Source organism: Blautia sp. MSK17_66 (assembly GCF_020538025.1).
GTDB lineage: Bacteria > Bacillota > Clostridia > Lachnospirales > Lachnospiraceae > Blautia_A.
In genome coordinates this window covers 1-19,888 of record NZ_JAJBNQ010000036.1, presented here as the reverse complement: position 1 = coordinate 19,888, position 19,888 = coordinate 1, and the positions used below count along the sequence as shown (strand labels likewise).

Here is a 19,888-nt window from a genome sequence, read left to right as displayed (position 1 = left end):
TTTCTAACTATTCAGGTACTTCATGCAATAATTAAAAATTCTCAGATAGGTCTGATCTGAATAATGTAAGCCATCATGGATTCCGGCATTGTGTCTGTTACTGCTCCATCCATATTTCTGAAGTCTTGTACAGGTATTGATATATGTAAAAGAACGGTTCTTTCCGGAACAAAGTTTTTGGTAGATCACTTTATTGAAAGCAGATACCTGAGCTTCCGTCCGAGGTCTGGCCTCACTGTCTGCTATCATTGCACTGTTTACAGGATTCACGGAAAGATAGTACATCCTGCAGTTATATCTTTTCAGAGCGGCAGATACTTTCCTCATATATGTTACGTAGGCTTTGCTGTTGTTCAGGTCATTTACACCAAGGTTGATGATCACGGCCTTTCTTTCTGAACGTGGACGCTTTGAGACAGAACGAATAAGACTGGGGTATCCCTCGCATTTAAACCAGGCTAAGCCCTGTCCTCCCTTTGCAATAAATGTTACATTAGAAGGTATGGAAGAACCTAATGCACGCTTTGTATCAACAGTCCGGGAGTCTCCAACCATATAAACTCTGTCAAATTTTGTCGGCCTGGTTATAACGGATGGTGCACGATCCATGGATGCCTTAAACAATACCATATAATATTTGCCGTTTTTGGAAGGAATGCGAGCTCCTGCCTTATAGTCAGATGCGGAAAGAGTATGTTTTCCACGTGTTTTTGACCAGCCAAGAACCATATTACTGGTCTTTGAGTCGACTGCCGGGAATACTGCACGGCCATCGGTGTTTTTGATGGTTTTCCAGTAACTTCCGTCACATTTATATAATTTCACATTGGAAGTATGGCGGGATTTCTGCACTACGGCAGAGGATCTGGATTCTTTTGAAAGGCCGCATGTTATGGAGCCATCCGCGGCTGCCATAACAGTCTGTGAACATCCGAAGAGACAGACGGTTATCAGCATCATCAAAAGACAGACATATTTGTAGTTGATTTTTTGTTTCATAAAGCACTCTCCTGTTTGATTAAAAATGAAATCCGGACATACAACAAACGGCCCCGTGAATATTCTTCGGAACCGTCTGTTGATGAAACTACTTATAGTAATTGTGTGGGATTTAGTCTTGAGTAATGCCGGTTACTTCATATCCGGCATCTTTAATTGTCTGACGTACCTTCTCCTCGTCAACCTTCTCCGGTGCAGTGAAAATAGTAGTCTTGTTCTCATGAGAAGATACAACATCCTCAACACCGAAGGCCTTTTTAACTGCCTCATTAACATGTGCTTCGCAGTGTGGGCACATCATTCCCTCAACATTTACAGTAACTTTTATCATAGTTTTTTGCTCCTTTTCTTTTATATTATAATCATTTTTTATTTTAATGGAAGTAGCCTGACCGATTTTTTTATCTTTTTTTGTGTCATGAATCTTAAACAGATTCAGACGAAGGGCATTGGTGACAACGCAGAAACTGGAAAGACTCATCGCAGCGGCTCCGAACATCGGGTTCAGAGTCCAGCCGAAGACCGGGATCCATACACCGGCTGCCAGCGGAATACCGATAATATTATAGAAAAATGCCCAGAAGAGATTCTCGTGGATATTTCTAAGCGTTGCACGACTGAGGCGTACAGCAGCAGGTACATCACTTAAATGACTCTTCATCAGAACAATATCAGCGGCATCGATCGCGATATCTGTTCCGGCACCGATCGCGATACCGATATCTGCGCGGGTAAGTGCAGGGGCATCGTTGATACCGTCACCGACCATGGCAACTCGGCCCTGCTCTTTGAGGGAGCGGATCACGCTTTCCTTGCCATCAGGGAGAACTCCTGCGATAACGTCATCCACGCCAGCCTCTTTACCGATTGCTCTTGCGGTCCGCTCATTGTCACCGGTCAGCATGACAACGCGGATTCCCATATTCTGAAGCTCTCGGATTGCCTGCGGGCTGTCTTCTTTGATAACGTCCGCAACAGCGATGATTCCCACAAGCTTTTTATTTCGGGCAAAAAGGAGAGGTGTTTTGCCTTCCATGGCAAGCTTTTCGGCTTTCTGTGAGAGTGCGGCAGGAACAGTTACCTGACTGCTTACGAACTTCATACTTCCACCGATCAGAGTTTCATTATTCAACACGGCACAAAGACCATTTCCCGGAAGTGCATGGAAATCAGAGACCTCCGGCGCTGTCAGCTGACGTTCTGCGGCATATTTCAGAACTGCTCCGGCAAGCGGATGTTCACTTTTTTTCTCCAGGGCAAGTGCCAGGGAGAGAAGCTCCTGTTCAGAAATATCATCTGCCGGAAGCAGATCCGTCACCTCAGGCTGTCCGCTGGTGATCGTACCGGTCTTGTCCAGGGCAACAATCTGGACCTTGCCTGCTTCCTCAAGCGAGACAGCAGTTTTGAACAGGATACCATTTCGGGCTCCCATTCCGTTGCCGACCATGATCGCTACCGGAGTGGCAAGTCCAAGTGCGCATGGACAACTGATAACAAGAACAGAAATTCCACGGGCAAGTGAATATCCAAATTCATGTCCGGTCAGAAGCCAGATGAGAGTGGTGATAATTGCAATCGTAATGACGGTCGGTACAAAGACACCGGAAACACGGTCTGCGATCTTGGCGATTGGAGCCTTGGTGGCAGCCGCATCGCTTACCATTTTGATGATCTGGGAGAGGGTGGTATCCTCGCCTACACGCGTTGCCTCACATTTGATAAAACCAGACTGATTGACGGTAGCAGCAGAAACAAGATCACCGGCAGATTTGTCAACCGGAATGCTCTCACCGGTAAGGGAAGATTCATTGACCGCACTGTCTCCTTCAACGATCACACCGTCGACCGGGATGCTTTCTCCGGGACGTACCACAAAGAGGTCTCCCTTGTGTACCTGCTCGATCGGGACGGTGGTCTCCTGATCATTTCGAAGAACGACGGCAGTTTTGGGGGCGAGCTTCATGAGACTCTTAAGTGCATCGGTGGTTCTACCCTTGGAACGTGCTTCAAGCATTTTGCCGACAGTGATCAGAGTCAGAATCATGGCTGCAGATTCAAAGTAAAATTCCATCATATAATTCATGACAGCTGCAGAATCACCATCCACCTGTGCTCTTGTCATGGCAAAGAGTGCATAGACACTCCATACGAAAGATGCCATAGAGCCGAGTGCGACCAGCGTGTCCATATTCGGGGCACGGTGCCACAGACTCTTAAATCCGCTGATAAAAAATTTCTGGTTGATGACCATGATGATTCCGGCAAGCAGCATCTGGACAAGTCCCATGGCAATATGGTTGTCATTGAACCACGCAGGGAGCGGCCAGCCCCACATCATATGTCCCATGGAAAAGTATATAAGTACCAGCAGAAATCCGACGGAAGCGATCAGGCGGCGCTTGAGGACCGGTGTCTCGTGATCCGCAAGAGCCTCCTCTGCCTCAGACATGGAAACCTGTTCTTTGCCGACTCCCTTAAGAGATGCACCGTAGCCAGCCTGTTCTACCGCCTGGATAATGTCATGGGAGGAGGCATTTCCCTCAACTCCCATAGAGTTTGTCAGAAGACTGACGGAGCAGGATGTGACTCCAGGCACCCTGGATACAGCCTTCTCCACCCGGGAACTGCAGGCAGCACAGCTCATCCCGGTAACGTTGTATTGTTCCATTATAAATTCCTCCTTTGAAATCTGGATATTATGTAACTATTCAGAAGGTAGTATCCCGCGAGGTGTTTTGGCATGTTTTTTGCCAAAATCCCGAGACATACAAGGCAAAATGCCATCACCGAAGGTGATTTGGAATGCATTTTGACTCGTAACTGTGAGGGTACTGAACAGTTACGATATTATTTCATAAGTTTCTGAAGTGTACAGACCAGTTCGTCGATGGTTTCGTCCTTACCGGCACGAATGTCACGTGCCACGCAGGTGCGGATATGGTTCGCCAGAAGTTCCTTATTAAAAGAATTGACAGCGGCATTGACGGCAGCAGACTGGATCAGAATGTCATTGCAGTAGGCATCGTTCTCCAACATTCCTATAATTCCCCGGATCTGCCCTTCAATGCGCTTCAGGCGATTAATAAGCTTCTTACGCTCCGCCTCCGAACGATCGGTATGTTTCGTACAGCAGCAGGAACAGACAGGAGTTTCCAAAGTATTATTATCAGAATGGTTCATAAGTAAAAGTCCTCCTCTAAATACCCATTGGGGGTATACTGAATATAACTAAAATATATACCCCATGAGGGTATTTGTCAAGGGCAATTATGGATAAAGAGAATATAAAAAAACACCGGTATTTATTTTCAAATACCGATGCTCTTTTTGCTGATCAGGAAGGAGATCCCGGCAGTCAGTGCTTCTGCGATCCAGAAGGCATGCCATACACCGACAGCACCAAAAATGCGGCAGAGGATAAAGGCAGCCGGAAGAATCAGAAGCAGATATCTGCAGAGAGAAACAACGAGGGAAGCAGTTCCCTTTCCCAGCCCCTCCAGTGCACCACAGGCTGTGACGGATACAGAGGAAACCAGAAAACCTGCACAGATGATCCGAAGAGCTGTTTTTCCTGCCTGGATCGTGGATGGATTTGTGGTAAACATCCCCATGAGCTGTCCCGGAACAGTCAGGCAGATGATGGTTCCGATCAACATGATCACACCACTCATACAGAGTGTGACGTAGTAGATCTTTTTTACACGTTTATGTTCTCCGGCTCCATAGTTATATCCGATCACAGGACGCATTCCCTGTACGATCCCACTTGCCGGAAGATACAGGAAGGTCTGCAGTTTGTAGTAGATTCCGAGAATCACAACATAGCTCTGGGAATAGGCTGCCAGAAGTCCGTTCAGAGCAGAAACCAGGACAGATGGAAGTGCGAGATTCAGGGCACCGGGGATACCGACAGAGTATAATTTTGCTGCAAGAGCTCTGTCCGGATGCAGATATTTCCGGCTTATGGTGATCTGCAGGGGCCGTATTTTGTAGACAATCAGATAGAAAAGGAGGTTGAATACCTGACCGAGACCGGTAGCTATGGCAGCACCTTCAATTCCAAGTGCCGGGAAGGGACCGATGCCAAAGATCAGCAGTGGATCGAGAATGATATTGGAAACACAGCCGACCATAAGTCCTGCCATAGTGACCTTCATTTTGCCGATACCCTGGAAGATTTTTTCATAGGCAAGGTTGATGGTGTTTACGGTTGCAAACAGAAATACAATTGTAGAATAATGGATCCCAAGGCTGATGACATCTGTATCAGAAGTGAACAAGGCGAGGAATCCGGGCATGATAAGGATGCAGCCGACAGTCAGGATCACACCGTGCAGAGCTGCCAGGATAAGACCGTGAGTGGCAGCTTTACCAGCGGTTTCTCTGTTTCCGGCACCAAGACAGATAGCAATCAGGGAACTGATACCAATTCCAAAGCCGATGGCAATGGCGTTTGCAAAGTTCTGTACAGGAAACACAAGCGAGAGAGCTGTCATCGCATCTTCACTGATCTTAGCCACAAAAAAACTGTCTACGATATTATAAAGTGAATTCACAAGCATGGAAATAACCATGGGCAGAGCCATAGACAGTATCAGTGGAAAGACAGGTCTTTCTTTCATAAATGTGTCATTCATAACAAGGTTCTCCTTTTATAAATTTGAAATATAAAAAACGCCACACAATTACCACGAATGGTAATTGTGTGGCGAAAAATGGTCTTGACCAGAAAAATCCACACCATGTTTTGGATGAAAGGATTGTAGCATAAAAAGCCGAAAAACGTCAATAGCTGATTTTGTCCTGTCGGATTTTGTATTACTGTGAATAGACAATTTTGTATATAACTGTAAACATACATGAGCACTTCTTGCGGCCGGCACTCTGATATGCTACACTCAAAAAGTACCCAAAAGAATCGCAGGAAAAGAGATATTATTTATAAGGAAAAAGGACTTAGAGGAGAAAAAATATGAAAACACTGCTGACACTGCAGCTTACGATCTTTATTCTGGTGGCTGTAGGATTTTTAATGAAAAAGATACATATCATCGGTCCTCAGGGACAGAAGAATATCAATGATCTGGTTATTTATCTGATCCTGCCATGTAACATCCTTCATGCATTTACCCAGAGCGCGGCAGATGAAGATTTCAGCAATTATCTGGCAATCCTGTTTATCTCAATCGGTATTCAGATATTCTGCGTCATTTATGGAAAAGTCATGTTTCGCAAGGAATCCGAAGATCGACGGAAATGCCTGCAGTATGGAACTATCTGCTCAAATGCAGGATTTCTTGGAAATCCGATAGCAGAAGGTGTTTATGGGATGGAAGGTCTTATTCTTGCCAGTGTATATCTGATTCCTCAGAGAATTATGATGTGGTCCTCCGGCCTGGCTGTTTTCTCCGGAAGCAGTGACAAGATGAAAACGGTGAAAAAAGTTGTCACACATCCATGTATTCTGGCATGTGTACTTGGGATACTTCTGATGATCACAGGACTTCCGATTCCACCAGGACTTGATGGTGCAGTGACCGCAGTCGGAAACTGTAATACGGCGATGTCGATGATGGTCATTGGAATGATCCTTGCAGATATCAATTTTAAAGATTTCTGGGATTGGACAGTAGTGAAATACACAATTCACAGACTTGTTATCATTCCGGCAGTCGTCTATATTGTCTGCAGCTTTCTTCCTCTCAGCAAAAATGTTCTGGGACTGTGCGTGCTTCTTGCAGCAATGCCAGCAGGTGCAACTACCAGTATCCTGGCAGAAAAATATCAGGTGGATTCTCCGTTTGCCACAAAACTGGTGATCTTTTCCACGCTGCTGTCACTTCCGACTATCTGCCTGTGGAGTATTTTTCTTCAGTAAATAAACAGAATTCGTCAAAAAATCCCCCCCACCGGCTTGTGGAGAGGGATTTTTTTTTATATACTTTAAAATATTTATGTTGGGGGAGTTTGCTTTTTACCCCTGGCAGTATCAATCTATGGAGAAGAGACATATTATGAACGATCTTAAAAATGAAATCCATGACTACTGGACGAACCGTGCCAGAGGTTATTCAGAATATAATCAGCAGGAGATGGCAGATGCCAGACGGACCATGTGGAGAGATAAACTTCTTTCCTTATTAAAAGAGGAATTTCCACAGCAAAAACCAGAAGAGATAAAAATCCTCGATGTTGGGACCGGACCGGGATTTTTTGCGATACTTCTCGCAGAGGCCGGATATCAGGTGACAGCAATCGATTATACAGAAGAAATGCTGAAAGAAGCACAGCAGAATGCCGGTGGAATGGCGAAATGTATTGTGTGGAAAACCGGAGATGCACAGGCTCTCGATGTGGAAAACAACAGTTTCGATGTGATCGTGACCCGGAATGTGACCTGGAATCTTCCAAGACCGGATCTCGCATACAGAGAATGGCTCCGCGTGCTCAAGCCGGGTGGTGTACTTTATAACTTTGATGCAGACTGGTACGGACACTTATATAATGAAGAGAAACGAAACAGCTACGAGAAAGACCGGCAGCAGACAGAGGAACAGCAGGTAGAGGATTACTACCGAGGAACCGATATCGAGAAGATGGAAGAAATTGCCCGACAGGTTCCGTTAAGTCGTCTGGAACGTCCGAAATGGGATCTGGAAACCATGACAAAAACCGGATTTCTGGATGTATCCTGTGATGAGGCGGTCTGGAAAGAGGTCTGGACAGAAGAAGAGATCATCAACAACAGTACTTCTCCGATTTTTCTGCTGACTGGAAGAAAGAGAGCTGCTTTTCATCTCAAAAACATAACCGTAGAACCGGGACAGAAATGGAACGGGGAACTGGAGCTTGCAGATGGAGAGATCAGACTTCCGGCAACGGTCCTGCATGGACATGCCGAGGGAAAGACCATGCTTATCACTGCCGGAGTACATGCCGGAGAGTATGTGGGAATTCAGGCGGCAATCGAATTGTCCCAGAAGCTTAAGATCGAAAAGGTGACCGGCACGATCATCATCGTAAAGGTTATGAACCGTCCGGCGTTTGAACACCGTAACGGAAGTATGGGACTGACTGACGGAAGAAACCTCAACCGTGAATTTCCGGGAAATCCGGAAGGAACAGAGATGGAGCGGCTTGCCTGGGCAGTATCTCAGGAACTGCAGCCAGTAGCAGATTATTATATCGATCTTCACAGCGGAGACGATTATGAGAAGCTGACACCGTATGTTTATTATGCCGGGGCAGCTCCAGAGGAAACTGTAAAAATATCCAGAAAAATGGCAGAACAGGTTGATGTTCCATACATGGTAAGATCCAATGTGGCCTCTGGTGGTTCTTATAACTATGCAGCTTCGCAGGGAATCCCAAGCATTCTGATCGAGCGCGGCGGGATGGGTGACTGGAACTATGAGGAAGTCCGCTCTACCAGAAGAGATGTCCGGAATATCCTGTGCCATATGGGACTCTACCAGGGAATCAAAGATTTCAGAACCTATTATCCTCTGGATGTGGCAGATGTCCGCTACCAGGATGCAGAGGAAGACGGCCTCTGGTATCCGTTCAAAAAAGTCGGCGATATGATCCAGGAGGGAGATATCCTCGGAGAAGTCCGTGACTATGAAGGCAAAGTAAAGGAAGTCAGCATCGCAGAGTTCGACGGTGTTCTTCTCTATCAGACAGGAACCTTACAGGTTCTCGGAAATGGTCCTATGGTCACTTATGGAAGAATCGTCAGTCCTTATGACGAGCGCAAAGAGCGAATTGTGAATTACTGGGAAAAACGAAGTGACAGCTTTCTGGAGCAGAGAAGACAGGAACTCCACAGTGAAATGGCAGAGCGATGGATGAAGGAAATCCGTGCACAGATGCCAGAAGGTGAGAACCTTCGAATTCTTGATGTGGGATGCGGGGCAGGATTCTTCTCCATTCTTCTGGCGAAGGCCGGACATCAGGTGACAGGAATCGACCTGACACCGGATATGATCAAAAATGCCCGCATTCTTGCAAAGGAGGAGAAGGCAGACTGTGAATTCCTTGTCATGGACGCAGAAAATCCGGAGTTCCCGGACGGAAGCTTTGACATGATCATTTCCCGAAACCTGACCTGGACACTGCCGCATGTGCGTCATGCTTATGGGGAATGGATCCGTGTACTCAAAAAGGGCGGCGTACTGCTGAACTTTGATGCGAACTATGGAATCACAGATTTCTCAAATGTAGAGGATCTGCCGGAAAACCATGCCCATAATATGCTTGGCGACGATATGATGCGAGAGTGCGAGGAACTTAAGCGCCAGCTTCCAATCAGTTCCTACAGCCGCCCGGCCTGGGATCTGGAAACGCTGGGAGCTATGGAACTGAAAGAATTTCGAGTGGATCTGGGAATCAGCAGCAGGATCTATCTGGAAAAAGATGCCTTCTACAATCCGACTCCTCTGTTTATGCTGCGTACCATCAAATAACTGGATCAAAACCATACAAAACAGCAGGTATACTGCTGAAAACAGAATCAGATGCGGAGAATTACATGGATTTAAAACAATTACAATATTTTGTGGCATGTGCACAGACAGGATCATTCAGTGATGCAGCGAAACTCCTCTACTCTACACAGCCAAGTGTGAGCAAAGTGATCAAGGCACTGGAAGATGCCCTGGGAATCCAGCTTTTTGAACGGCTTCCAAGAGGAATCCGCCTGACTGTGCAGGGAAAGAAGGTCTATCATTATGCCTGCAAGATCATAAATGAGATGGATGTACTGGAAAACATGGCTGCCAGAGGAATGACCAGGTGGATTCGTATTTCGATGAATCCCAGTTCCTGGCTTGCAAATCAGTTTGTGGATTTTTATAACCAGACCTATGAAAAAAACTATCACTTTCAGGTGACCACAGCAGGCGTGCGAAGCGTTATGGAGCGTGTGCGGGATTATCTGGATGATATTGGTTTTGTTTATATATTCAGTCAGCAGAAAGAAAACTTCCTGCATGAACTGGCCAAAAACAAAATGCAGTTCGTTCCCATGTATGAGACAGAGGTGATCCTTTATCCCGGACAGAAGACGGAGCTTTATGCTTCGGAAAAAGAGAGTGTAGAGCCGGAAGATCTGAAGGGGCTTCGCTTCATACAGAATTATCAGGATGAGTTTTTTGATATCGGTGCTGCCGGGGAAGAAGGGTTTCAGTGGCGTGATCTTGACATCTCCGTACTGACCAACAGCGATTATATTATGGAAAAAATGCTGAAGAACAGTCGTGCCTCCAATGTGAGCGGCAGTTATCTCTCCGAAAATAAAAAAGGAACGACACCGGGAATCCCTCTTCATATGGGAGACAGCAGAGTGATTTTTGGCTATATATTGCACAGAGGTGAGAAAATCGATGAGAGCGTACAGGAATTCCTTGATTTTCTCATGGAACGCCTTCCCAAAAGTTAAAAGCGACATATTCCAAAACAGACAAAAGATATTCAAATAACGAATAGCACATAACCCCCCCACGGGGTTGTGCGCTTTTTTGACATCTGATAGTCTTTATCTGACGAATTACTATGCGGATATTTTGTCTGATGATTTACAGGCACAAAAGGAGAATTCATGATTAAATACATTTTTAAAAGACTTCTTCAGCTGATCCCGATTCTAATTGGGATCACTTTTTTGTCTTTTGCCATGATGCGTTTGGCAGGTGGTGATGCGGTAACGTATATGTATGAGAATGCCGGTTCAGCAGTTTCACAGGAAGTCATTGATGAGACGCGGAAGGAATATGGTCTGGATCAGCCATTTCTTATTCAGTATGCGAAATGGTTTGCAGGAATGGCAACCGGAGATATGGGCAAGAGCTACGTATCCAAACGAGATGTTTATGAAACATTTGTAGAAAAACTTCCGGCAACGATCATGCTGACCGTATCTTCTGTATTGCTGACAATGCTGATCGCAATTCCACTCGGCATTTTTTCGGCGGTAAAGCATAATAAATGGAGCGATTACCTGATACGTTTCCTGAGTTTTATCGGGAATTCCATGCCAAACTTCTTTGCAGCACTGGTGCTGATGTACTTTTTTTCCATCAGACTTGGATGGTTTCCGGTAATCACAACGGACAATATAGCTTTAAGCCTCGTTCTGCCAACACTGACACTTGCCATATCTATGGCATCCAAGTATACCAGACAGGTGAGAGCTACGATCCTTGAAGAACTGAACAAAGATTATGTGGTCGGAGCAAAGGCGAGAGGTGTGAGAGGAAGCGTGATCATCTGGAAGAATGTTATGAAGTCTTCCATGCTGACGATCATTACTCTGCTGGCTTTATCAATAGGAAGTCTTCTGGGAGGAACTACAATCGTTGAGACTATTTTTATGTGGGATGGTGTTGGCAAAATGGCAGTAGATGCCATTACCATGAGAGATTACCCGATCATTCAGGCATATGTAGCCTGGATGGCAATCATTTATGTGGTTGTAAACCTGATCACGGATATCATTTATCACTATCTGGATCCTCGAGTAAGATTAGGAGGTGACAGAGCATGACGCAGAAGAAACAGATATCTGTCCGAAAACAGAAGATAAAGAAAAACCATGTGAGAGAAAAACTGATCTTTTTTACAATACTGACCCTGATACTTCTGGTTGTTGCTGTTTTTGCACGGAAGCTCTGTCCGTATGATCCGGATGTACAGGATCTTCTGCTGGCACAGAAACCGCCAAGTGCAGAACATATACTGGGTACAGACCGCTACGGAAGAGACATGTTTTCGCGTGTACTGGTAGGAAGTACGACCAGTATTTATGCGACACTGCTTTTGGTGGCGATCGTCACGATACTTGGAACGGTGATCGGCATCATCTGCGGGTGGTGTGGAGGAATCATAGATACTGTGCTGATGCGTATATCAGATCTGTTTCTTGCGTTCCCAAGCCTTGTTTTTGCCCTTGCAGTAGCTGGTGTACTTGGCGGTGGCATCCAGAATGCGATCATAGCACTGGCTGTCATCGGATGGCCGAAGTTTGCCAGACTTGCCAGAGGACTGACTCTTGCACAGAAAGATTCACCATATCTGATGGCGGTGAGACTTTCGGGAAGCAGCACACTGAAAATTATGTTTAAACATATTTTACCGAATATTGCAGGTCCGATACTGGTTACCTCTGTTCTTGATATCGGAACTATGATGATGGAACTTGCAGGACTGTCCTTCCTCGGACTTGGCGTACAGCCTCCGATGGCAGAGTGGGGAAGCATGATTAATGATGGAAGAAGTATGCTTCAGATCTCACCATGGATGGTACTTGCACCGGGACTTGCCATATTTATAACCGTTATGATCTTTAATCTTCTCGGGGATACACTCAGAGATTTTATGGATCCAAAAGAAAGAGCAAAGAAATAAGAGAATAAAGAAAGGAAACAACGATTATGAAGAAGAAATTACTTACAGCAATTCTGACAGGAGCAATGCTTGTAGCAGGAATGTCTACAACCGTATGGGCTGACGGTGAAAAGGCTTTTGTTTATGGAACAACCGGATACAGCGAGGAAATGGGAGATGCGGGATTAAACCCACATGACAACTATTCAGGCTGGAGTGCACTTCGTTATGGCGTTGGCGAAACTCTGTTCAAATATAATGACAACATGGAAGTAGAGCCATGGCTTGCAACTGATTATGAATTTGTGGATGATACAACTGTAAAGATCACACTTCGTGACGGAGTACAGTTTTCCAGTGGACGTACCATGGATGCGGAAGCAGTCAAGGAATGTCTGGAAGATCTGATCGCAGTTCATGACCGTGCACCTTATGACCTCAAGATCGATCATATTGATGCAGATGGTCTGACACTTACTATTTATACCACAGAACCATGTCCAGCGATCATTAATTATCTTGGTGATCCATATGGTGCGATCATTGACATGGATTATGGAATCCAGGGAGAAGGCGGATCTGCCAATGTTGCAGCCACAGGTCCATATATTGCCACGAATGTTACTCCAACACAGATCGACCTGGTCAAAAATGATAATTACTGGGGCGGTGAAGTAAAGGTAGATAAAGTTACAGTCAAATCTTTTGCAGACGGAAGTGCACTGACCGCAGCCCTGCAGACAGGTGATATTCAGGGTACTTATGGACTTCAGTATGACAACTATGCATTATTTGAAAATAATTCAGATTACACGATTAATTCCTGTGCGACCAGCCGATGCTTCTTTGGTCAGTTCAATATGGATTCAGAGATCATGAAAGACCAGAACGTTCGTAAAGCTGTTGAGATGGGAATCGACAAAGACGGATTCTGCTCTGTCATCATGGAAGGACGTGGAGTTCCGGCAAAGGCAGCTTTCCCAAGCAGCTTTTCTTATGGAAATGATGCAGTAGAAACGGTTTCCTATGACCCGGAAGGCGCTAAGAAACTTCTTGAGGAATCCGGCTGGACGGATACAGACGGAGACGGATATGTGGATAAAGACGGACAGAAACTCAGCATTAACTGGCTGACTTACCCAACCCGTCTGGAACAGCCGAAACTTGCCGAGTACGCACAGGCTACACTGAAAGATATCGGAATCGATGTGGTTGTAAATAATACATCTGACCATATGACGATTGCAAAGAATGGAGACTTTGATGTATATGTAAGTTCTACAACTACAGCACCGACAGGTGATCCGGAATACTTCTTTACCAGTACAGTAACAGGTGCCAAGAACTATGGTAACTATCAGAATGAAGAAGTAACAAAACTGACAGATCAGCTTCACCAGACGTTTGACAAGGATGAAAGAGCAAAACTTGCAGTAGAACTTCAGCAGGATATTCTGGATGATGATGCGTTCTTCTTTGTATCTCATCTGAATATGGGAATCGTAACAAAATCAAATGTTACAGGAATGGCAGCACATCCATGTGATTACTATGAGATCACTGCTGACCTGGATGTAGAATAAAATTATTGCTTCTGCTTGCAGCAACAATTTTTGAGGAGAAAATAAATTATGGATTCTTTGCTTCGTGTAGAGCATGTGACAATTTCTTATAATGGAAAACCAACGGTTGAGGATGTCAGCTTTGAATTAAAGCAGGGCGAAATCCTTGGAATCGTGGGCGAGTCCGGAAGCGGCAAAAGTACGATCATCAAGGCAATCATGGGGCTTCTGGGAGAAGAAGGCCTGGTTACAAGAGGTGATATCTGGTACAAAGGTGAGAACCTTACAGACATGAGCGAAAAAAAACTCCGTAAGTTTCTGGGAACAGAGATCGGAATGGTATTTCAGGACTGCAAAGCCGCATTATGTCCTGTACGTACGATCGGAGCACAGATACATGAAGCAGTGTCAGAACATGAGAAGATCAGCCAGAAGGAAGTTCGGGAACGAGCAGGACAGATCATGAAGAAGATTGGACTGAACGACAGTGACCGCGTGCTGGACAGTTATCCGTTTGAACTTTCTGGTGGAATGAACCAGAGAGTGGGAATCTGTACAGCTATGATCATGCATCCGAACCTGCTTCTGGCAGATGAACCTACCAGTGCGCTGGATGTGACCGTTCAGAAACAGGTAGTAGAGGAACTTCTGCTTATGCGTAAAACATACAATACCGCGATGATTCTTGTAACGCATAATATCGGTGTTGTAAGGCTGATGGCAGACAGAATACTGGTACTTCAGAATGGACAGGCAAGGGAGTATGGAGAAACTGAGACTGTTCTGGATCATCCGAAAGATCCGTATACAAAGAAACTGATGAGTTCCGTGCTTCATCTGAAACGGAACAGAAATCAGGAGGTACAGTAAAATGACAGACATTATCCTGAAAGCAGACCATCTCAAAAAAGTATTTATATCAGGGAAAAAATCCATGACAGCTGTGGATGATGTAAGCTTTGAACTGGAACGTGGAGAATGCCTTGGAATCGTAGGAGAGTCCGGATCTGGCAAAAGTACGATTGCCAAGATGATCACACATCTGGAAAGTATCACAGAGGGACAGGTCTTTCTTAAGGGAAAGGACATCACTCATGCCAGAGGCAAAGATTTGAGAGAAACATATCAGAATATCCAGATGGTTTTTCAGATGCCGATGGAATCTTTTGACCCAAGATGCACTTTAGGCGACGGAATTGGGGAAAGTCTCCGGAATATGGGGATAAGTCGTGCAGAAACACGGAAACGTGTGGAAAACCTTCTCGAAAGATGCGGTCTTTCTAAAGAATATGCTGACCGTTATCCTCACCAGGTCAGCGGGGGGCAGTGCCAGAGAGCGGCGATTGCCAGAGCTCTCGCAGTAGATCCGGAAATCCTGATCTGCGATGAAGCAACCAGTGCATTGGATGTAACCGTGCAGAAACAGATTCTGGAACTTCTGATCGAACTGAAAGAGAAGGAGAATCTGTCGTTTATCCTGATCTGTCACGATCTTGCACTGGTGCAGGCATTCTGTGACAAAGTGCTGGTGCTCTATCATGGAAAGACAGTAGAATACGGAACCCCAGATGAGATCATCAATCATCCGAAGATGGAATATACAAAGAAACTGATCGATTCAGTCTTATAAAATCAACAGCATAATAATCGATAAATAATGACCGGAGGGCAGAAACTATGGTAGTAAATGTTTTTCTGTTTGATGATTTTGAAGTTATGGATGCGTTTGGTCCGGTGCAGGTCTTTGGATGTACACCGGAACATTTTTATATACGATTCATTTCCATGCGCGGAGGGTTAATCAACGGAAAGCAGGGAATGAAAGTATGGACGGAACCGTTGAATCCCCTGGAGATTGAAGATATCTTTCTGATTCCGGGCGGAAAGGGTGTCAAGAGCTTTCTGCATACAGAAGGAGAAAAAAGCCAGCAGCTTTTGAAGCAGGCTGTGGAGGAATCATCTTTCTGCATGATGGTCCAAAATGCCTCCGCAATGCTGGCAAGGACAGGACTTTTATTCCACAGACAGGTGGCCGATTATGCATATGACGAAAACTGGAAGCGGATGTTTACAGTGGGAATCAATTATGTCGATGGTGAAAACTGGATCGCAGACGGAAAATATTATTCCAGCAGTACAACAATGGCGGCAATAGATATGACACTGGGGCTGCTTGGAGATATGCTGGATATTGACATTGCCGAGAAGGCAGCAGAAGAAATCGGATATTCATGGGAAGGAAACTTCTGACCTATGAAAAAAGATAGTTATGTATAATAAAATGGAATGCGTCTATATCCCCTGGGGTGAGTGGTGTGTCGATGAAATGGCAGATCTTGTCAGTGGCGGTACACAGCTGGGTTATACTCCATCAGGAATGGAGAGTGGATTTGAGCTTTCAACACTGTTCCCGGATTATTCGATGGCAGGTATGCCGGAATGGACCGGATATATTCTTTCGGCAGTTGTTGGTGTGGCACTTCTGGTAATTTTCTTTAAAATTGTTTCTTCTACTATGAAGGACAAGATTGATTTCAAAAAGAAAGCGGCATAATAATGAATGATCAAAGAACAGAAAAAACAGAGATTCCAAATTGGATGTGCAGAGAGGAAGAGTATATTCCTTCCGAAGACAGGGAAGCCTTTCTGACCAGAAGCACCAAATCTGTTTTGTCTGTACTTGCAAAACTGAGATTTAATGAAGGGAAGGATGGCAGATTTTCTGCCACTCCTTCTCTTAAATTGTTTTATACGATACTTTATATTATTCTTACAGCATGTTCTGAAAATTACCTGTTTGTATTGATCATGTGTGCAGCTGTGACAGTCAGGCTGGCTTTTTTTTCAGCAGCATCTATTCGCCAGATATTAAGAGGAACAGAGGGGGCAGTTCTAATTTCAATATTGCTTTTACTACCAGCAGTGTTCATGGGAAATCCCCAGACGTTGGCCAATATTACAGCGAGGGTATACGTATCGGTAACGCTGGTCGGTATTTTGTCATCAGAGACATCGTGGAATAAACTTACAGGCAGTCTGAGAACTTTTCATGTTCCGACCCTGTTTATTTTTACATTGGATATTACATTGAAATATATTTCCATTCTGGGTGAAATATGCGTGGATATTCTGAGAGCAGTCAGTTTAAGATCCGTAGGAAAAAATCCCGATAAAGCAAAATCTTTTTCTGGTGTACTTGGAATCACGTTCCTGAAATCAAGTGAAATGGCAGAGGAAATGTATGCATCTATGTGTTGTCGGGGATTCACAGGAGAATATCAATTAAAACAAAAATACAGACTCTGCAGATATGATATCTTACATATTCTGTTAATGGCCGGATGTGTAGTTGTGTTTCTTGAATTGAACAGGCCATTCGTCTGAGAGAGGAACTTTGTAAAGGAAGACAGGTATGATCACATTAGAAAAAGTATGTTTTGCATATGAACATGAAGTAGCACTGAGATATATAAATCTTCATATTGACAGAGGTGATTCTGTGGTGATTCAGGGACCGAATGGATGCGGGAAATCAACTCTTATTAAATTATTGAACGGAATCATATTTCCTTCAGAAGGGCATTATTTTTACAAAGGCCATGAGATTACAGAGAAAACCCTGAAGGACAGGCAGTTTGCAAAATGGTTTCATCAACAGATGGGATATGTATTTCAGAATGCCGATACGCAGCTTTTCTGTGGAAGCGTGGAGGAGGAAATTGCGTTTGGACCTGTCCAGATGGGATTGTCGGAAGCAGAAGTTCGAGAGAGAACAGAAGATTGTCTGAAATTGTTTGGAATAGAGAAACTCAGAGAAAGACCTCCATATCATCTGAGCGGCGGGGAGAAACGAAAAGTATCTCTTGCCTGCATCCTTTCTCTGAATCCGGAAGTACTAATCCTGGATGAACCACTTGCAGGACTGGATGAAAAAACACAGGATATGCTTCTGGAATTTCTGCAGAATTTTCATAAAGCAGAAAAAACACTGATCACAATCACACATAATCGACAGCTGGCAGAGACAATTGGAAATCGCTTTGCGGTTATGAATGAAGATCATGAATTAACAATAAAATAAAAAAGGTACTTCCCGCGGATTGGAAGTACTTTTTTTATGGGTTTCTTTGTGCATCATCAGGTGGAGGTCGATGCACCTTTATTTGATAAAATAACACAGATCTTTGTGTTGTTTATATTTTATCAAAATGCAGTATGAAAACAAGCCTCCTGGGGGGATAAAATGCCATGAAAAAAACCGAAAAAGCTATGCTGTATAAGAATGGATCCCGGCTGACCTTAACTCCCCGTTCCGAGATATCATTTCTTATTTCTTCTTATTAAATTCTTCAGCAACCTGTCTGATCAGTTTCAGCTGGTCAGAGTTCAGATCCTGGAGAACTTCGATCAATTCATTAATTTCTTTAGGATAATCTGTATGCATATCAAAAAAATCTCCCGGAGTGATCTTCAGGTACTCACAAATATAGAAAAAAACCTGCATAGACGGAAAAGCCTTCTGATTCTCAATTCGATTTATGTAGCTTGGATTTTGTCCAAGATCCAGACTCATCTCTCTTGCGGAAATATCCGTATCCGTTCTTAACTTGGCCAGTCTGGTACCAAAAGTTTCTTTAGTATTCATATCACATTTCCCCTTTTTTGTGACATTTTATATCACCGACATCCCCAAAACGGGATAATTAAAACTCTAAATTTAGAAAAATAAGACATGAATTAGAAATGATCAAATTATTTATATCTGATAGTCTTTCATGCCGAATGCCTTTCTTTATGGATATTATATATCACATAATGAAGAAAAAGAGATATTATAGACGTTATTGCGGTTGGTATGAGATAATTAATATCCTATAATCGAAAAAAAACGTTACATAATAACCGATTTTGGGTCAGAGGTGCTTTCAGATGCAAAAATTCCCGTACTATGCGATCACAGTCAGGAGATACAATGTCCTGTTCCGACACACAGACTGGCTTAAGAAGACACAGGAACTCTACAACGAGATTCTGCTCTTTTACTACAGACTCTATCTGGAAACATTTCCGGATCAGCAGCCCGGGACACAGGAAGCACTCCGCATCCTTGAAACACTGACCATCGTAGGACGCGATAAACAGCCGGTTCCAACCCCTCTTCCCTGGAAGAAGATCCCTCTTTATTTTCGACGAGCGGCGATCAACACAGCCACAGCAGCGGCAAAGAGCTACCTGGCAAGAGGAACACAGGAACACCCTACCGAGAAATTTACAGAATCCGTTACCTTTTACAAGGGAACGTATCGTGACTCTCAGGACAATACGATTTCACTGAAGCTCTGGAATGGCGAGAGCTGGCAGTGGTCCAGATTACGACTAAGAGGAAACACCGTACCGGAAGCAGGACAGATGATGTCCCCGGCACTGGTTTTAACAAAGGACAGAGCAGAAAGGCGTCAGGCCGAAGCTGGTGTGTGGTAATCATGCCATGCCGGTATTCTACCGTGATGTGATGTACCGTGAGGATACAGAAGAAAAAGACAGAGCGTATCTGAAACTTTATGACGGCCATGACTGGAATTGGTTTCGGGTCAGTCTCAGCCATACAGATATGGAATATCTCAGAAAGAACTGGGCAGGAAAAAAGGCTGCAGCACCTGTATTGGAAAAAAGGCATCGTAAATACTTCCTGCGTTTTTCTTATACAGAAAAGGTGCTGCTTACAAAGGCAGCTGCAAAAGAACAGATCATCTGCAGTGTGGATTTAGGACTCAATACGGATGCAGTCTGCACCATTATGCGGTCAGATGGAACTGTCCTGGGAAGAAAGTTTATTGATTTCCCCAGTGAAAAAGACCGGATGTACCGTGTGCTGGGACGGATAAGCAGATTCCAGCGGAAGCATGGCTCTGTACAGGTGAAAAGCAGATGGGCTTATGCGAAGC

18 protein-coding genes and 1 pseudogene are annotated in these 19,888 nt (G+C 44.5%); 14 read left to right on the top strand and 5 right to left on the bottom strand.

Annotated elements, in window-relative coordinates; all coding sequences use genetic code 11:
* Positions 1–3 precede the first annotated feature (3 nt).
* The 4 genes from LIR34_RS16150 to LIR34_RS16135 all read right to left on the bottom strand — a co-directional run bounded on the left by LIR34_RS16150 (position 4) and on the right by LIR34_RS16135 (position 5,636).
* Positions 4–999 carry an SGNH/GDSL hydrolase family protein gene (locus LIR34_RS16150; protein WP_173903266.1) on the bottom strand — a complete coding sequence of 332 codons (996 nt, stop codon included), beginning with the start codon at positions 997–999 and terminating at the stop codon, positions 4–6.
* 112 nt (positions 1,000–1,111) lie between these two features.
* Positions 1,112–3,667 carry a heavy metal translocating P-type ATPase gene (locus LIR34_RS16145; protein WP_173903265.1) on the bottom strand — a complete coding sequence of 852 codons (2,556 nt, stop codon included), beginning with the start codon at positions 3,665–3,667 and terminating at the stop codon, positions 1,112–1,114.
* Between the two features lie 179 nt (positions 3,668–3,846).
* Positions 3,847–4,179: a metal-sensing transcriptional repressor gene (locus tag LIR34_RS16140; RefSeq protein ID WP_161286375.1), complete on the bottom strand. Its 333-nt coding sequence runs from the start codon at positions 4,177–4,179 to the stop codon at positions 3,847–3,849.
* Positions 4,180–4,307: 128 nt separating this feature from the next.
* Entirely contained in the window at positions 4,308–5,636 is a 1,329-nt protein-coding gene (locus LIR34_RS16135; protein WP_173903264.1) for an MATE family efflux transporter, read from the bottom strand.
* 335 nt (positions 5,637–5,971) lie between these two features.
* Between LIR34_RS16135 and LIR34_RS16130 the strand changes: the two genes are divergently transcribed.
* The 12 genes from LIR34_RS16130 (at position 5,972) to LIR34_RS16075 (ending at position 18,024) form a co-directional block, all read left to right on the top strand.
* Positions 5,972–6,877 (top strand): AEC family transporter, encoded by a 906-nt coding sequence (locus tag LIR34_RS16130; protein ID WP_161286377.1) that lies wholly within the window; start codon positions 5,972–5,974, stop codon positions 6,875–6,877.
* 136 nt (positions 6,878–7,013) lie between these two features.
* Positions 7,014–9,464, top strand: coding sequence for a methyltransferase domain-containing protein (locus LIR34_RS16125; protein WP_173903263.1), 2,451 nt, complete (start codon positions 7,014–7,016; stop codon positions 9,462–9,464).
* A gap of 65 nt (positions 9,465–9,529) precedes the next feature.
* On the top strand, positions 9,530–10,438 hold the full coding sequence (locus LIR34_RS16120; RefSeq protein WP_173903262.1) for a LysR family transcriptional regulator: 909 nt from the start codon (positions 9,530–9,532) through the stop codon (positions 10,436–10,438).
* Between the two features lie 159 nt (positions 10,439–10,597).
* Complete coding sequence (gene nikB / locus LIR34_RS16115; protein WP_022215505.1) at positions 10,598–11,542, top strand: nickel ABC transporter permease; 945 nt, start codon at positions 10,598–10,600, stop codon at positions 11,540–11,542.
* Entirely contained in the window at positions 11,539–12,402 is an 864-nt protein-coding gene (gene nikC / locus LIR34_RS16110) for a nickel transporter permease (protein ID WP_173903261.1), read from the top strand. The genes nikB and nikC overlap by 4 nt, the downstream gene beginning before the upstream one ends.
* A gap of 26 nt (positions 12,403–12,428) precedes the next feature.
* Positions 12,429–13,964, top strand: a complete 1,536-nt coding sequence (locus tag LIR34_RS16105) for an ABC transporter substrate-binding protein (RefSeq protein WP_173903260.1) — start codon at positions 12,429–12,431, stop codon at positions 13,962–13,964.
* Between the two features lie 48 nt (positions 13,965–14,012).
* Positions 14,013–14,813 carry an ABC transporter ATP-binding protein gene (locus LIR34_RS16100; protein ID WP_173903259.1) on the top strand — a complete coding sequence of 267 codons (801 nt, stop codon included), beginning with the start codon at positions 14,013–14,015 and terminating at the stop codon, positions 14,811–14,813.
* 1 nt (position 14,814) lies between these two features.
* Complete coding sequence (locus LIR34_RS16095; RefSeq protein ID WP_173903258.1) at positions 14,815–15,573, top strand: ABC transporter ATP-binding protein; 759 nt, start codon at positions 14,815–14,817, stop codon at positions 15,571–15,573.
* A gap of 47 nt (positions 15,574–15,620) precedes the next feature.
* A complete protein-coding gene (locus tag LIR34_RS16090; RefSeq protein ID WP_161286387.1) occupies positions 15,621–16,193 on the top strand; it encodes a DJ-1/PfpI family protein in 573 nt (190 codons plus the stop codon).
* 19 nt (positions 16,194–16,212) lie between these two features.
* On the top strand, positions 16,213–16,497 hold the full coding sequence (locus tag LIR34_RS16085) for a PDGLE domain-containing protein (RefSeq protein WP_243149148.1): 285 nt from the start codon (positions 16,213–16,215) through the stop codon (positions 16,495–16,497).
* 2 nt (positions 16,498–16,499) lie between these two features.
* On the top strand, positions 16,500–17,327 hold the full coding sequence (locus tag LIR34_RS16080) for an energy-coupling factor transporter transmembrane component T family protein (protein WP_173903257.1): 828 nt from the start codon (positions 16,500–16,502) through the stop codon (positions 17,325–17,327).
* Positions 17,328–17,355: 28 nt separating this feature from the next.
* Positions 17,356–18,024 carry an energy-coupling factor ABC transporter ATP-binding protein gene (locus LIR34_RS16075; RefSeq protein ID WP_173903256.1) on the top strand — a complete coding sequence of 223 codons (669 nt, stop codon included), beginning with the start codon at positions 17,356–17,358 and terminating at the stop codon, positions 18,022–18,024.
* A gap of 246 nt (positions 18,025–18,270) precedes the next feature.
* Here the strand turns inward: LIR34_RS16075 and LIR34_RS16070 are convergent, their stop codons facing one another.
* Positions 18,271–18,588, bottom strand: a complete 318-nt coding sequence (locus LIR34_RS16070) for a helix-turn-helix domain-containing protein (protein WP_161286390.1) — start codon at positions 18,586–18,588, stop codon at positions 18,271–18,273.
* 284 nt (positions 18,589–18,872) lie between these two features.
* Between LIR34_RS16070 and LIR34_RS16065 the strand changes: the two genes are divergently transcribed.
* Both LIR34_RS16065 and LIR34_RS16060 read left to right on the top strand, forming a co-directional pair.
* Positions 18,873–19,424, top strand: coding sequence for a hypothetical protein (locus LIR34_RS16065; protein WP_173903255.1), 552 nt, complete (start codon positions 18,873–18,875; stop codon positions 19,422–19,424).
* Positions 19,414–19,888 (top strand): annotated as a pseudogene (locus tag LIR34_RS16060) (IS200/IS605 family accessory protein TnpB-related protein); the annotation flags it as partial. The gene LIR34_RS16065 and the pseudogene LIR34_RS16060, both read left to right, overlap by 11 nt.